This is a genomic window from Bacillus mobilis, assembly GCF_001884045.1.
In the GTDB taxonomy this organism is placed as follows: domain Bacteria; phylum Bacillota; class Bacilli; order Bacillales; family Bacillaceae_G; genus Bacillus_A; species Bacillus_A mobilis.
The window spans coordinates 1-13,883 of sequence record NZ_MACF01000149.1; the positions used below are offsets into that span (position 1 = coordinate 1).

At 35.1% G+C, this 13,883-nt stretch carries 14 protein-coding genes and 1 pseudogene; 6 read left to right on the forward strand and 9 right to left on the reverse strand.

Annotated features, from left to right (window positions below; translation table 11 throughout):
* Positions 1 to 117 precede the first annotated feature (117 nt).
* Both BAQ44_RS28735 and BAQ44_RS28740 read right to left on the reverse strand, forming a co-directional pair.
* On the reverse strand, positions 118 to 789 hold the full coding sequence (locus tag BAQ44_RS28735; RefSeq protein ID WP_000202604.1) for an ABC transporter ATP-binding protein: 672 nt from the start codon (positions 787 to 789) through the stop codon (positions 118 to 120).
* Entirely contained in the window at positions 789 to 1,853 is a 1,065-nt protein-coding gene (locus tag BAQ44_RS28740; protein WP_063261399.1) for an ABC transporter permease, read from the reverse strand. The genes BAQ44_RS28735 and BAQ44_RS28740 overlap by 1 nt, the downstream gene beginning before the upstream one ends.
* A 185-nt stretch (positions 1,854 to 2,038) precedes the next feature.
* On the opposite strand from BAQ44_RS28740, the gene BAQ44_RS28745 reads away from it, so the two are divergent.
* Positions 2,039 to 2,662, forward strand: a complete 624-nt coding sequence (locus BAQ44_RS28745) for an ArsR/SmtB family transcription factor (protein WP_071725161.1) — start codon at positions 2,039 to 2,041, stop codon at positions 2,660 to 2,662.
* 69 nt (positions 2,663 to 2,731) lie between these two features.
* Complete coding sequence (locus tag BAQ44_RS28750) at positions 2,732 to 3,991, forward strand: MFS transporter (protein WP_071725163.1); 1,260 nt, start codon at positions 2,732 to 2,734, stop codon at positions 3,989 to 3,991.
* 188 nt (positions 3,992 to 4,179) lie between these two features.
* Here BAQ44_RS28750 and BAQ44_RS28760 read toward each other — a convergent pair whose 3' ends face one another.
* Both BAQ44_RS28760 and BAQ44_RS28765 read right to left on the reverse strand, forming a co-directional pair.
* The gene (locus tag BAQ44_RS28760; RefSeq protein ID WP_071725164.1) at positions 4,180 to 5,556 is read right to left on the reverse strand and encodes a sensor histidine kinase; all 1,377 of its coding nucleotides are present in this window, start codon (positions 5,554 to 5,556) and stop codon (positions 4,180 to 4,182) included.
* Between the two features lies 1 nt (position 5,557).
* Complete coding sequence (locus tag BAQ44_RS28765) at positions 5,558 to 6,235, reverse strand: response regulator transcription factor (protein WP_084669676.1); 678 nt, start codon at positions 6,233 to 6,235, stop codon at positions 5,558 to 5,560.
* 406 nt (positions 6,236 to 6,641) lie between these two features.
* Here BAQ44_RS28765 and BAQ44_RS28770 point away from each other — a divergent pair, with 406 nt between their 5' ends.
* Complete coding sequence (locus BAQ44_RS28770; RefSeq protein ID WP_071725167.1) at positions 6,642 to 7,232, forward strand: hypothetical protein; 591 nt, start codon at positions 6,642 to 6,644, stop codon at positions 7,230 to 7,232.
* Between the two features lie 341 nt (positions 7,233 to 7,573).
* Positions 7,574 to 7,720, forward strand: a pseudogene (locus tag BAQ44_RS28775) (FMN-binding negative transcriptional regulator); the annotation flags it as partial.
* A 200-nt stretch (positions 7,721 to 7,920) separates the two neighbouring features.
* Here the strand turns inward: BAQ44_RS28775 and BAQ44_RS28780 are convergent.
* The 3 genes from BAQ44_RS28780 to BAQ44_RS28790 form a co-directional block, all read right to left on the reverse strand.
* A complete protein-coding gene (locus BAQ44_RS28780; protein WP_000747488.1) occupies positions 7,921 to 8,760 on the reverse strand; it encodes a YitT family protein in 840 nt (279 codons plus the stop codon).
* 340 nt (positions 8,761 to 9,100) lie between these two features.
* Positions 9,101 to 9,370, reverse strand: a complete 270-nt coding sequence (locus BAQ44_RS28785) for a 2TM domain-containing protein (RefSeq protein ID WP_071725170.1) — start codon at positions 9,368 to 9,370, stop codon at positions 9,101 to 9,103.
* A gap of 178 nt (positions 9,371 to 9,548) precedes the next feature.
* Entirely contained in the window at positions 9,549 to 10,190 is a 642-nt protein-coding gene (locus BAQ44_RS28790; protein ID WP_071725172.1) for an ATP F0F1 synthase subunit alpha, read from the reverse strand.
* A gap of 270 nt (positions 10,191 to 10,460) precedes the next feature.
* Here BAQ44_RS28790 and BAQ44_RS28795 point away from each other — a divergent pair, with 270 nt between their 5' ends.
* Together BAQ44_RS28795 and BAQ44_RS28800 are read left to right on the forward strand one after the other, a co-directional pair.
* Positions 10,461 to 11,492 carry a S66 family peptidase gene (locus BAQ44_RS28795; RefSeq protein ID WP_071725174.1) on the forward strand — a complete coding sequence of 344 codons (1,032 nt, stop codon included), beginning with the start codon at positions 10,461 to 10,463 and terminating at the stop codon, positions 11,490 to 11,492.
* A 75-nt stretch (positions 11,493 to 11,567) separates the two neighbouring features.
* Positions 11,568 to 11,963, forward strand: coding sequence for a DUF3224 domain-containing protein (locus BAQ44_RS28800; RefSeq protein ID WP_063261409.1), 396 nt, complete (start codon positions 11,568 to 11,570; stop codon positions 11,961 to 11,963).
* A gap of 199 nt (positions 11,964 to 12,162) precedes the next feature.
* On the opposite strand, the gene BAQ44_RS28805 is transcribed toward BAQ44_RS28800, so the two are convergent.
* Entirely contained in the window at positions 12,163 to 12,540 is a 378-nt protein-coding gene (locus BAQ44_RS28805; RefSeq protein WP_063261410.1) for a hotdog family protein, read from the reverse strand.
* 83 nt (positions 12,541 to 12,623) lie between these two features.
* Positions 12,624 to 13,871 carry a DUF1015 domain-containing protein gene (locus tag BAQ44_RS28810; RefSeq protein WP_071725176.1) on the reverse strand — a complete coding sequence of 416 codons (1,248 nt, stop codon included), beginning with the start codon at positions 13,869 to 13,871 and terminating at the stop codon, positions 12,624 to 12,626.
* Between the last annotated feature and the right edge of the window lie 12 nt (positions 13,872 to 13,883).

The window sequence follows — 13,883 nt, forward strand, 5'->3', positions numbered from 1 at the left end:
CCACCTAACTTCTTTGCTTTCGCTGCATTTTGAGGTGGGGGTCTTACTGCCCATTAAAGCGGGATAAAGCAATTATACAAAAGACAACCGCACATTTATGTGCGATTGTCTTTTTCTTTATATTAACTTCCCATCTCGAAGTGTCAATATACGATCACATACATCAAGCATTCTTTCATCATGTGTAATCATAATTGCTGCTTTTTGACTCTCTTTCACTTCACGTTTCATCATTTCTACGACTTCACGTGCGCGTTTTGAGTCTAAGCTTGCTGTTGGTTCATCCGCTAATATTAAGTCTGGGTTGTTCATGAACGCACGAGCGATTGCTACCCTTTGCTTTTCTCCGCCAGATAGTTGATTTGGATAATGATTTTTTCTTTCTCCTAATCCAAATGCCGCTAATAAATGATCCGCACGCTTTTCTGATTCTTGTTTGTTTTCTTTTTTAAGCTTTGCAATGTAAAGTAATTGTTCTTTTACATTTAAATATGGAACAAGATTTGCAAACTGGAAAATGAAGCCGATTTTTTTCAAACGAATGTCTGTCATTTCCTTTTCTGATAACTTCGTAATATTTTGCTCACGAATGTAAATATCCCCTTTTGAAGGTGATAATAATGCACCCGCGATTGATAATAATGTACTTTTCCCTGATCCAGAAGGACCGACGATTCCGATAAACTCTCCAGCTTTCACATCAAGGGACATCGGATGAAGGGCTGTTACTTCCGTATTCCCTTCTCCGTATACTTTACTTACTTTGTCTAATTTCAATAATGAAGTCATTACATCCCGCCTCCAATTGCTTCTAATGCATCAACTTTTAATACTTGGTATAACGAAATAAGTGTTCCTAAAATACTAATTACGATAAAGATTGCTGCATATTGTGCAATCATCGGTGTTGTTAATAAGAACGGCATTCCGGCTGGTAAAATTTGTTCTAATCCTTGTACAAGAACAATACTGATTACCATTGCAACAACTGATAAGAATAACGCCTGCACGACTAAGCTATTCGCTAAATAAGAATTCTTTGTACCGATTGCTTTTAATACACCTAATTGCTGTGTTTTTTGCAGTGTAATGACGTAGAAGAATACACCGATTAGTAACGCAGCGATAACAAGTAAGAATGCAATGATCATCGTTAATGTTCCTTGCTCTTCTTTAAATCCTGGAATACTTTGCAGTACTTCTTTTTTGTCAATTACGTGTGCATTTTTAATTTCTTTATCTGTATTCAGCGCAATTGCACTATAATCTTTTTGGTTTGGTTGTGAAATAGATCCCCATACATCTTCATTTACATAAACGACTGGTGTATGGCTAAACATTTGATCTTTCGTAAATCCAACGATCGTAAATTCTTTCTTTGAAACAGGATCAATAATTGTATCCCCGATATCGATTCCTTTTTCTTTAATAGATTCATCAGCAACCATTTCGTTGTTTGCTGTACCTAATTTCTCACCTTTTACAATTTTCGGTTCTAAAAATGAACCACGTTCACTTGCGAAAATGGCAATATCCACTTTTTTCGAGCTATCTTTCTTTTCATACGTTGAAACTTTCACACGAAACGGAACGGCCTCTTTCTCGCCTACTTGATCTACTACGTTATCTGCATCTTCTTTCTTAATTTGTGAACGAAGTAATTTATTTTCCGCATCATCTGCTAAAACGAACTTATTTGCCTCCATATTTTGAATCGATGAAGCATTATCATATGATAGTCCATTTGCTAATCCTGAAATAACAAGAACTAAAAATGATAATAACACCATAATCAGTCCGATTAATCCGTATCGTAATTTTGATTGTTTTAATTCACGCAGAGCTAAAAACATTTCGCTCGCTCCTTCCTCTTACTTTCTATGCACTTATCATAAAAAAGAAATATGAACGGAATATGAACAGAAGATTACAGAGGAGAAGATTTAATTTTCAGAAAGTATTGAAAATAATTAAAATCCTTGATACAATTCAGTCAAATAATCTTGACCGAGTAATTTCATTTAAGGAGTTGATCACTTTGAAGCCCATGTTAACACTCACTACTTATAGCCAACTAAAAGCAATAAGCGATCCACTACGTGTCGAAATGATGATGCGTCTATGCGAACGTCCTTATACAGGACAACTGCTATCTGAGAAATTCGGCATTCCAAGGGCGAAAATTCATTATCATTTAAAAGAATTAGAAAAGAATGGTTTTATAGAAATTGTTTATACAGAAGAAAAGAATGGTATCATTCAAAAGTTTTATCAATCTGTCGCTAAAGGCTTCACTCCTGCCGCAAATCTATTACCTCATTTAGAAATGTTAAGCGAATCAGGTCGCCAAATCTTTTTACAAATGACAGAAAGAACGAAAAGCCATATTCTCGCTGCACCAGAAGAAGCTTTTACATTACGAACAGTAAGCGAAAACCCTACTGAGTGGAATTACGTTTCATCTTGCTGGGAGTTTGATGCCACGCCAGAACAATTTCAAGTGTGGGTGAAAAAGTTTCATGAATTAATGGGTGAATTAAACGAGATCACAAAAGACGCGGATAAAGATCCAAATAGTAAATCTTATTACATTTCTACTACTGCACTACAAATCGACGAACGAGCAATGCAGCGATTCGTTAAAAAAGAAGAAAAATCGTAATACGATTTTTTTTACACCGACGGTCAAATTTATTTTACCGAATAATTTTTTTATAAAGGAGTAGATAAAGTGGACATATTAAAAAACCGGAATTTCCTCTTACTGTTTTTAGGGAGAATTTTTACGAACATAGGAGATAGCTTGTATTATGTAGCTGCGATGTGGCTCGTATATAAACTTAGTGGTAATCCTTTTTATTCTGGATTGGCTGGTTTCCTTACATTATTACCTTCTGCACTTCAATTTCTTACCGGTCCATTCGTTGATAGATGGTCAATTAAAAACACCCTCGTCATTACACAAATTTTGCAATGCATTCTTATATTAATCATTCCTATTACACACTACTTCGATCTATTAACAGTTCAACTACTACTCATCATCATGCCTATCGTAGCCTTTATCGAACAATTCGCCTATCCCGCACAATCGAAAGCTTTACCACTTCTACTGCATAAAACACAATTATTAAAAGGAAATTCACTCTTTTCATTTGCGTATCAAGGCATTGACTTAATTTGTACGACTCTTTCTGGCATATTAGTAGCACTATTTGGCGCAATCACTTTATATGTAATCGACTCTTTTACATTCGCGATTACTGCCCTTTTGTTCTTTTCACTAAAAATGCCAACGCAAGCAGAAACCAATACATCGCTATCAACTAAACAATATTTCTCTGATTTAAAAGAAGGTTTTTCCATCGTCTTTCGTTCATTAATGGGCGTATTCTTAATCGGTTCAGTAGTCGCTAATTTTTCAATCGGTATGACGATGGCGATACTCCCTTCTTTCGCTGATTCTTTAGGAGGCGTGAAATCATATGGCTTCTTTCTAGCTGCTATATCAGCAGGTAGTCTCATCGGTGCATTATTCAGTTCATGGGTTGGTAAACGTAATGTTGGCCGTGTCTCTATTATTGGCTTTGCGACTGGCGCTATCTTTTGGTTTCTCTCTACCATTGTACCGTTTCAGTGGTTGTCTATTCTCTTATTCGGCCTAGCTTGGATTCCAATTGGTGCCACCAACATATTATTTGCGACAATTAGTCAAATTGTAATCCCAAATCAATATATTGGACGTATTAACTCAGTCATGCGAAGTATGGGCACAATTGCTATGCCGTTCGGTTCTTTAATTGGTGGATACACCGCAAATGTATTTAGTAGCCAACTCATTTTCGCACTGGCTAGCATAGGGAGTTTCTTCATTTCTCTCGTATGGCTGCTTCACCCGAAATTACGAGCATTGCCGAAAGCTGATGAAATTACAGCGGATACTTTTGGGGTTCGATTTAAAGTAGAGAGTGGGAAAGGTGCGGCTTTATAGGTGAAGTGGTGGGTACGTGAAATTTATATGAGCGATTTTTCAAATATATCAGCGCAACTCGGATTATATCGGCGATTTTCCTAATATATCGGCGCAACTCAAATTATATCAGCGATTTTCCGATTATATCGACTTATCGACAAAAAACAACAAAAAGAAGAGGCTGTTTCAAAAACAGCCTCTTCCATCTATTTCGGAAGCTCCACCTGAACAGTAGTCCCTTCCCCTTTCGTACTATACACTGAAACGTTTCCCTGATGCAGTTCCACAATTTTCTGCACGATTGATAATCCTAAGCCACTGCCTTCTACGTTTCTCGCCCTTGCCGTATCTACTTTGTAAAAACGATCAAATATACGATCCATCTCTTCTTTTTCCATACCAATTCCGTTGTCTGATATAGAGATCATATTGCTCGATTCTAATTCTTCTACAACAAATTCAATCGTTCCACCGTCGTTTGAAAACTTAATGCTATTCGTAAAAATGTTGCTCCATACTTGATGAAGTAAATTTTCATCACCTTGAATTGTAATGTCCGGCACATCAAATTCAACGGCGATATCTTTTTCACGCCATTTCCATTCGAGCATAAAAATGACATCTTTAATTTGCTTCTGCAAATTGAATTCTTTTATCTGTAGTACTTTCTCCTCTTTATCTAATGAAGCAAGCGTAAGTAACTGTTTACATAAACTAGACATCCGCTTACTTTCGCCCTCAATAATTTGTAAGTAATGATTTCTTTCTTCTTCACTCATCTTTTCTGTTTGCAACGTCTTCGAAAATCCTTGTATGGAAGAAAGCGGTGACTGGAATTCATGTGAAACGTTCGAAACGAATTCTTGTCTCATTTCATCTAGTTCTTTAATACTTTTCGTCATCTTTTGGAAGCTTGTAGATAACGTTCCTATTTCATCTTTTCGTTTTACGTCTAATTCAATTTCATATTTACCACTCGCAATTTTTTGCGTAGCCCTCGTAAACTTACGAATAGGACGAACGATATAACCTGCTGCAATCGCGATAAAAATAATACTTAATACAACGATGAAACCGAGTAATACCGCTAGAAAAATTCGCATCTCGCCAAATTGATTCTGAATGTCCGGACGAATAAATAAAGCGTACTGTTGATCACCGTGTTTTACCGGGACACCGACACTATTAATTAATTCATTATCGAAAAAACCTGTAATAAAGAGACGTGTTGGATATGTGGAAACGCCATTAAACGTTTCCCCTTGCAATACTTTATGAACGGTATCATCACTAATTGTCGTCTTACGAAACGCATTACCGATACGCTTTCCATTCTTTTTTTCATCTACAATATAAATTTCATATCCTAATTTCGCAATAGACTGTAAGTACGCTTCTTTATTTTCTTCACTTTGCTTTTCATATAAAGATTTTACTTCTTCCGCATACATTAAAATCTTTTCACTATTATACGGTTTTAACTTCACTTGATAATATACGTTCGTTAATAAAAAACCGATAATACTGCTAAGTAGCATGATCCCAACTGTCATAAAAACAAATCTAGAGTATAATGATTTCATTTTATTTCAACTCCAACTTATAACCGAGTCCGCGTACTGTCTTAATTTGAAAATCATCCGTTCGTTTTGAGAAACGATCTCGGAGCCTTTTCACATGAACATCAACAGTTCGTTCATCTCCTTCAAAATCCATTCCCCATACTAATTCAATTAATTCTTCCCTTGAAAATGTTCTTCCAGGATAACTAGCCAGTTGCGATAACAATTCAAATTCCTTCAGCGGTAGTAAAATCGTCTGACCGTTACATTTCACTTCAAACCCTTTTCGGTCAATTGTTGTACCGTGCAGCGTTATAATATCAGCACTCAGCATTTGATAACGACGCAGCAATGCTTTCATACGGAAAATGACTTCAGCAGGCTCAAACGGTTTTACAATATAATCGTCCGTACCAGAAATGAATCCTTTTTCTTTATCAACTAATTGATCTTTCGCAGTTAATAAAATAACCGGTATATCATGATACTTCCGGATTTCTTCACATAACGTATAACCATCAACAAACGGCATCATAATGTCTACTATCGCAAGATGAATATTCTCTTTCTCTAAAACGCTTTGCGCTACCTTTCCATCTTCCGCTTCAAAAACTTTAAACCCCTCTTTTTGTAAATGGTAATGCAACAACTCTCTAATATGCTTATCATCATCAGCTAATAAAATATGTATCATCTTCATTAAACCCTCTCTTGTTCATCCTTCTACATCCTTACCTTAAGAAACAATTGGATTTTTTGCAAGAAAAAGAAAAGCCGAATGCTATGATATGGTTTCTTGGAATTAGAACACTATGAATATTTTCTTGCAACAAATGTATAAAGCCTTGTTAGCTTGAAGAAGATTGCAAAAACAGTCAGCCTTCAAATGAATAAGTAATATAGAAATTATATACTTATACTCGTTAAATAATATTTTAGTTTGATCTCTATCTAACATATATAACTTCTTTCATTCTTATCTGATGTAAATGCACTTTTAAAAATATAAAAAATAGATAAAAAAAATATTATACAAGGAATTACACATTATTAATTGAATATATTTACTAAGGTTGGAAAAATTTAGAATTGGAGTGTGGGAATTAATGTTAAAAAAAGCAGTACTCATTTCTACTACAGTTTTAGGTTTTATGCATTTCATACCGGGGGCTGATGCTTTAGCTAAAGAATCAGTTCCAACACAAAATTTAAAGGTTTCAAATACAGAATTTAATTTGGATAAACAGACGTTGACATCTATCAATGAAGTTCTAGAAGAACAAGAAATAAATTGGGGAGAAATAGAAAAACTTAATACTATTGCTAACGAATCCCTTACATTGGTAGATGGGGATAGGTATGTCTTTGATTCTTCAAAGGCACTTGAATTAGGCCTTACCCCTGAACAAGCAACAAATTTAAAAAATGGATATGAATCTTTAAGTTCATCAGAAGTTCTAGCGTTTGAAAATATAAAAAAAGATAAAGTTGAATTTCCAGGACCAGATCCAATCTCTACAGTTGTTCCTGTTATTATTACAGTAGGAGCTCTTATAAATGCACTTTTAGCAATAGGAGCTGCTTGGTTAGTAACAATAATATTGGAATTAGGAGCATATACTGCTTGTAAAAGGTGGAAATACAGTTCTAAAGCACCTAAAATTTTTAAAGCTTTTTGTGATATGAAGGGGTGGTAATTTGACTTTTGCAAATATATTTATGATTTCATTTATGACTCTTATTGGTTATAAGATCTTAGAGTTGTTCCTGTTAATGATTTTGATGCAAAATATTGAAAAGATAAAACAACGAAAAAAAGGTTTTATATATGAACTTGCAAAAATGAAATTAGGAGAAAAATTTAGTCATTTATAATTCATTAGATTGATTAGCGTTGTATTTCCAACCGAAAATAAAGAATTGTACTTTGAGCGGTCTCTCAGCTTGTCTGAGGGACCTTTTTTATTTAATAGTATGCAATATGTAGCTTTTGAAAATATGGTTATTGTAGACAGCATAATGTTTATTAATTTCATAAGTGGAAGACATCCCGGCTGCATATAAATTAAGTCAAAATCGAAATGAGAAGGATTATATTAACATTATTGAGGAATTGTACGATGAAGGAAATCCAGATGCGAAACAAATGGTGGAACTCATGGGGAGTAGATTAAAAAATCACATATTATCCATTGTTATTCAGCTCTCACATTTCAAAATTAAAGAACAGACTGGAGCGTTCTATCGGCACTTTTTCTTTAGGATGTAAAAGATTGAACTGAAAGTGAATGGCGTTTAATTAAAAAAGAATCTATTTTGAAAAAAGATTATTCAAAATAGATTCTTACGTTTTAGTATTAAGATTATTTTAATGAAAAGTAATTTCTATGCTTTAGAAATATCAACGAATCCTTCTCCAAATACGTCACGAACATCGTGTATAGCGATGAACGCAGCCGGATCTGTAGTTTGAACAATCCTCTTTAGCTTCACTACTTCTTGCTTATTAATAACAACATAAAGAATTTCCTTCGGCGTTTTCGTGTAATAGCCATGACCTGAGTACACGGTAACCCCTCTGCCCATTAAGGTAGTGACCTTCCCGGCAATTTCGTTCGGGTTATCAGAAATAATCGTAATGGCTTTCTTCGGATTTAAACCTTCAATTACAAACTCCATCACTTTCGTTGCTACATATAGCATAATAATTGTTATCATCAGTTTTTCTGCACCAATGATGAAATAAGATGAAAACGCAACGATTAAATCGAAGAACAGTAGACCGTAGCTAATGCTCCATCCTAAATATTTATGCGTCATCCTTGCTAAGATAGTAGTACCTGCTGTTGTTCCGCCTACACGGATAATAAGGCCAATCCCGCATCCGATAAATATTCCTCCGAAAATGGCATTCACAAGCATTTCATCCGAAGCAATCGTCCAGCCTTCTGTCAAATGAAGGAATAGCGAGTTCGTAACTACAGCGATAATCGTATAAATTGTTGTAATCTTATTTAAAAATTTATAACCAGCTATTAACAAAATCGCATTTAAAATTAAGTTAACTAAGCCCGGTGACCATTCAAATAAATAGTACGTAATAATCGTGATACCCGTTACTCCACCCTCACCAAACTCATTCGGGATAACAAACAAATTAACACCTAACGCAAAAAGAAATGCACCGATAATAATAAAAATAATGTCTGTCGTTCTTTTTTTCATACAGTACCTCACTTCTTATGTAAATATTTATTCTGTCATAAACTCTCACCATTATATCGTGGAATATTCAAATCGAACAGTGGTTTATTTTTATTTTAATATAGGGTAATAAATCAACCTCATCCCATATCCACATATCATTAAAAAGTAAAACAACTGTATTTATTATGTACTACAAATAAAGTTTTGATTTCACATGCAATTGATGCTAAAAAATGAATATGAACACTCTTACTAGCACAAACTTCGAATACAAAGCAAATAGGCGAAGCTATAGAATAGACTTCGCATCAAGCGTGTGATCATAGAGATTTTATATTTATACATTCCAAAAATAAATTTACTTATCTTTCTCCATATATTCTTTAATCTTTCGTTCCTCCCACTCTTTTCCGAATATCCCAACTGGAAAAGTTGTCAAACCATGTATAACGATACCAATCCCCCAACCTGCAAGTGGATATACAAACCATAATTTACTTGAATCAGAGCTTATATTTATAATAAAAAGCATTAAGTTCACTAGTATATAGACCGTTAAATGAATATAAAACGCTTGTAAATTCTCTACCCTTTTTTTAGCTCGTAAATAAACTTCATCTTGCTCCATCCTTAAACACTTCTTTCCATATTGTATTTTTTTACCTTCTCTCCAATATTAACATCATATTCTAATCGGAAATCCGTTATTCTCAAAAAACACAAAACAAAACGTACCCATCGAATTGTCATACATATGATCATTCGATGGGTACTGCATGATACATTTATTATTTAGAAGCGTCTAATTAAGACCAAATCCAAACATCAGCATTATTTTCAACGTTGCTCTTTACCTCATAAACCTTTTCAATATTGTCCGTTGTGTTCCAGTTAATAGAGCTTCCGCCCCAGCCTACATACTTCATATCAATTTTTACTTTCTCACCCGAATTAAACACTTGCCCCTTCGTTAAGAAAACATCAATAATAACTTTCTTCCCATTTAGTGATGGATACTCAACTACGACATATTGAGTAGAAACGTCTCTCTCATCTTCCATCGTTCCTACTTTTGATACTTCCCCAATCACATAATCAGGTGAGCCATCTTCTTTCATGTGCATGCCTAACTTGTTTGTTGTATTTTCAATTGCAGTTGCAATCATATATTCCGTAAAATTACGCATCATAGATCCAGTAACTTTTACTTCATCTCCTACCTTCACATTTGAGAAAGTATCCATGTATACACTAACAGGTTCTTCGTATTGCTTAGATTTCACAACAATCACACCGTTATCCACTTCAACTACTCGCCCTTCTAACGTTGAGAAATTCGATTCAATAGAAGCTGCACTCGCTTTTGTTACTTCTAATCCTGGTAAATTCGTTCCTGATAATGCTGCGATTCCTAAAGCACCTGCTAAAATTAATTTTTTCATACCCATATGTAACCTCTCCGTTCATGATGATTAATTTTTTTGATTGGATACGACCAACCTGTAACTATTATAGTTACAGGATATACAAAATAGCAACCATCTTTCTTATGCAATGTTGCATACTGTATTTTAAATATACTCAACACTAAGACTAAGTTCTTGAATACCAGCAGGTAAACGGATTAATGACGAAGAAACTAATGTGATGCATCATATTTTTCAATGCTACAGTTTATATAATTGTAGTCCATTACATTATGCAGGAGTGGAGTTAACATGTTAAAGAAACCAAGCAGATTACAACCAGGTGATATTGTGGCAACAGTAAGCCCTTCATGGGGAGGCGCAGGTGATTCTGAGATAAGATGGCGGTATGAACAAGGTGTAAAGAGATTAGAAGAAGTTTTCGGTCTTACGGTTATCCCCATGCCAAATAGTTTAAAAGGTAGCGAATTCATTTATAACAATCCACAGGCTCGCGCGGAAGATTTAATGACAGCTTTTAAAGATACGCGCGTGAAAGCAATTATTGCGAATATTGGCGGTGAAGATAGCATCCGCTTACTTCCTTATATAGATTTTAATGTAATACGTGAAAACCCGAAAATTTTTATGGGGTACTCTGACGTTACCGTTTCACACTTGTTTTGTCATAAAGCAGGAATTTCCTCTTTTTACGGTCCAGCCATTTTAACTGATTTCGCTGAAAATATAGAGATGAATCCATATACGGTTGAAATGGTAAAGCGAACTCTCTTTTCAAATGAAACGATTGGCGAAATTCAACCAGCTCCTGAATGGACGAGTGAGCGTTTAGAATGGATCGAGGTCAATAAGGATACAAGGCGTACGATGCAACAAAACAAAGGATATGAGCTACTTCAAGGCTCCACCACTGTACAAGGGCGTTTAATTGGCGGATGTATAGAAGTACTAGAATTTGCAAAAGGAACGGAGCTTTGGCCTGAGAAAAAACATTGGGAGAATAGCATCCTTTTCTTTGAAACTTCTGAAGACCATCCAGAACCAAGCTATATAAAGTATTGGTTACGAAATTACGCAGCACAAGGCATTCTCCAAAAAGCAAAAGGAATCATTTTTGGTAAACCAAAAGACGAAATGTATTATGAAGAATATAAACATGAAATACTGCAAGTTATGAAAGAACATAACTTAGAAGATTTTCCGATTCTTTATAATTTAAATTTTGGCCATACTGAACCGAAGTTTATTTTACCTTACGGCGTGATGGCAGAAATTGATTGTGAAAATGGGTCTTTCTCTATTTTAGAGAGTGGCGTGGAATGAATAAAGACACTCTCATGAGATATGACTGTGAATGGATACTTTTTAAAAGTTTATAATTGAAGGGAGATTACGTGTATGGAAGTAACATTTACAGTAAGTAAATGGGATGAAAAACCTATCGATGATACTAAAAAAGATTTCCCTATTAATATTGCACATGTCGAATATGATATTGATGGTGAATTAAAAGGAAAAGCTTTTGTTGAATACTTATTATATTATTTAGACTCCAATATAAATGATGGTCACTTAGCTACTGCTAAAATCTCTGGATTTTTACACTTTGAAGGAATTTATAAGGGGCAACAAGGGACATTTACAGCTATAGAGCAAGGAATATTTGATAAAGGAAATTTAGATTCCCCAGGAACAATTATTAAAGCTACCGGTAACTTAGAAAAACTAAGAGGGTCCTATCATTATCAGTTTATAGGCCAAACTAGTAAACTAATTTTAGAGTTTAAATGTTAGCTAAATACCTTATAATTTAGTGGAAAGGACATTTCTTGTAATACTAGGAATGTCCTTTTTGTTGACGAGCTTATTCAAAATAAGAAATAACAGAGTATATTATCAGTATGCAGCAGTGCATATCATTTTCGTTATAGTGGAATTAAAAACCTAATCCCAAGTGACATGGCCCCCACCTATTCATTACTTTTCCTATCAATTAAAGAATAATCCCCGAAAAACTCCCCTTCATAACTTCCTTTTCAAGTTGGTTCCTACATATAAACATCGCAATAATTTTTGTGCGACTTTTTTCATCGGGCTCAAATTGTTCAATGGTTACGTCACAACGAATTGTATCACCGCTAAAAACAGGACGTAAAAATTCAAAATCCATCTTGCGAGCTAGTACGTTATAATCACCGCCAATTTTTGTAGGCAATGTTGATGTTAACAGTCCTTGTACAACAAATCTCCCCTGCTCATCTGGCGTAACATGATGAACACCTTCATCTTTTGATACTTCCGTAAATAAAACAACATCCTCTTTCGTAAACGTTCGCTCAAAGGTGATTTTTTCGCCTACTTGTAATTTCATCCCTACTCCTCCTCAAAAACACTTTTAACATAAGAAAAACCGAAACTATAATCATTTCGGTTTTTCAATCTAAAGAAGTCTATTTATTTTAATGAATGTACAAACAACCCACTGCGCAGTTTCGGTTCAAACCACGTTGATTTTGGCGGCATAACTTCTCCAGCGTCTGCGATTGCTAATAAAGCTTCCATTGATGTCGGATATAATGCGAATGCTGCTTTATATTCACCGCTCTTTACAAGGCGTTCTAGTTCTTCCAATCCGCGGATTCCTCCGACAAAATCGATGCGTGAATCAGATCGCGGGTCATGTATTTCAAGTACTTGGCTTAATAAATGATCTTGCAGAATAGATACATCTAAACCTTTAACGAGATCATTCGCATCAAACGTTTCCTCTTTCACTGTAAGCTTATACCACTTCTCATTTACATACATTCCAAAAGTTTTTGGCTCATTTGGTTTATACGGTGAAAGTGATGCTTCTTCTACATAAAAGTATTGCGTGATTTGTTTTAAAAACTGTTCTTCTGATAAGTCGTTTAAATCTTTTACAACTCGATTATAGTCCCAAATAGATAACTCATCGTGAGGGAATAAAACTGATAAGAAGAAATTAAACTCTTCTTCTCCTGTGTAATTCGGATATTGTTCTCTTCGCATGAGCCCAACTTTTGCCGCTGATGCAGAGCGGTGATGCCCATCTGCAATGTACAAATTAGGAATATCTTCAAATAAGTTTACTAAACTTGCAACTACTTCTTCATCAGCTATTTTCCACGCAATATGCCTAACTCCATCTTCTGCTGTAAATGTATAAATTGGCACATGTTTTTCTTTCCAGCTTGCGATGAAACGCTTTATCTCTTCTTTAGTACGATATGTTAAAAAGATAGGACCTGTATTCGCATCACACACATCTACGTGACGAATGCGATCTAGCTCTTTTTCATGACGCGTTCTTTCATGTTTTTTAATTGTATCATCTTCATACTCATCAATAGATGTACAAACGACAAGACCTGACTGCGTTCTCCCTTGCATCGTCAGTTCATAAATGTATAGTGCTGGCTCTTCGTCTTGAATAAATACTTCTTCTCGTATAAATCGATTTAAATTTTCACCCGCTTTTTCATATACACGATCATCGTACGGCGAAAGTGCCGGATCTAAATCAATTTCTGCTTTATCAACGTGTAAGAAAGAATACGGATTCCCTTTTACAACCTCTCTTGCTTCTTCACTATTTAATACGTCATACGGTAAAGCTGCAACTTCCGCTGCTTTTTCTTCTACTGGACGAATGGCCCGAAACGGTCGGATTTTTGCCAAGTTTTCCTCTCT

Excerpts from the sequence above, each read along its gene's own strand:
- BAQ44_RS28735 (WP_000202604.1), bottom strand. The coding sequence starts at position 789 with ATGACTTCATTATTGAAATTAGACAAAGTAAGTAAAGTATACGGAGAA.
- BAQ44_RS28740 (WP_063261399.1), bottom strand. The coding sequence starts at position 1,853 with ATGTTTTTAGCTCTGCGTGAATTAAAACAATCAAAATTACGATACGGA.
- BAQ44_RS28760 (WP_071725164.1), bottom strand. The coding sequence starts at position 5,556 with ATGAAATCATTATACTCTAGATTTGTTTTTATGACAGTTGGGATCATG.
- BAQ44_RS28765 (WP_084669676.1), bottom strand. The coding sequence starts at position 6,235 with ATGAAGATGATACATATTTTATTAGCTGATGATGATAAGCATATTAGA.
- BAQ44_RS28770 (WP_071725167.1), top strand. The coding sequence starts at position 6,642 with ATGTTAAAAAAAGCAGTACTCATTTCTACTACAGTTTTAGGTTTTATG.
- BAQ44_RS28780 (WP_000747488.1), bottom strand. The coding sequence starts at position 8,760 with ATGAAAAAAAGAACGACAGACATTATTTTTATTATTATCGGTGCATTT.
- BAQ44_RS28785 (WP_071725170.1), bottom strand. The coding sequence starts at position 9,370 with ATGGAGCAAGATGAAGTTTATTTACGAGCTAAAAAAAGGGTAGAGAAT.
- BAQ44_RS28790 (WP_071725172.1), bottom strand. The coding sequence starts at position 10,190 with ATGGGTATGAAAAAATTAATTTTAGCAGGTGCTTTAGGAATCGCAGCA.
- BAQ44_RS28795 (WP_071725174.1), top strand. The coding sequence starts at position 10,461 with ATGTTAAAGAAACCAAGCAGATTACAACCAGGTGATATTGTGGCAACA.
- BAQ44_RS28800 (WP_063261409.1), top strand. The coding sequence starts at position 11,568 with ATGGAAGTAACATTTACAGTAAGTAAATGGGATGAAAAACCTATCGAT.
- BAQ44_RS28805 (WP_063261410.1), bottom strand. The coding sequence starts at position 12,540 with ATGAAATTACAAGTAGGCGAAAAAATCACCTTTGAGCGAACGTTTACG.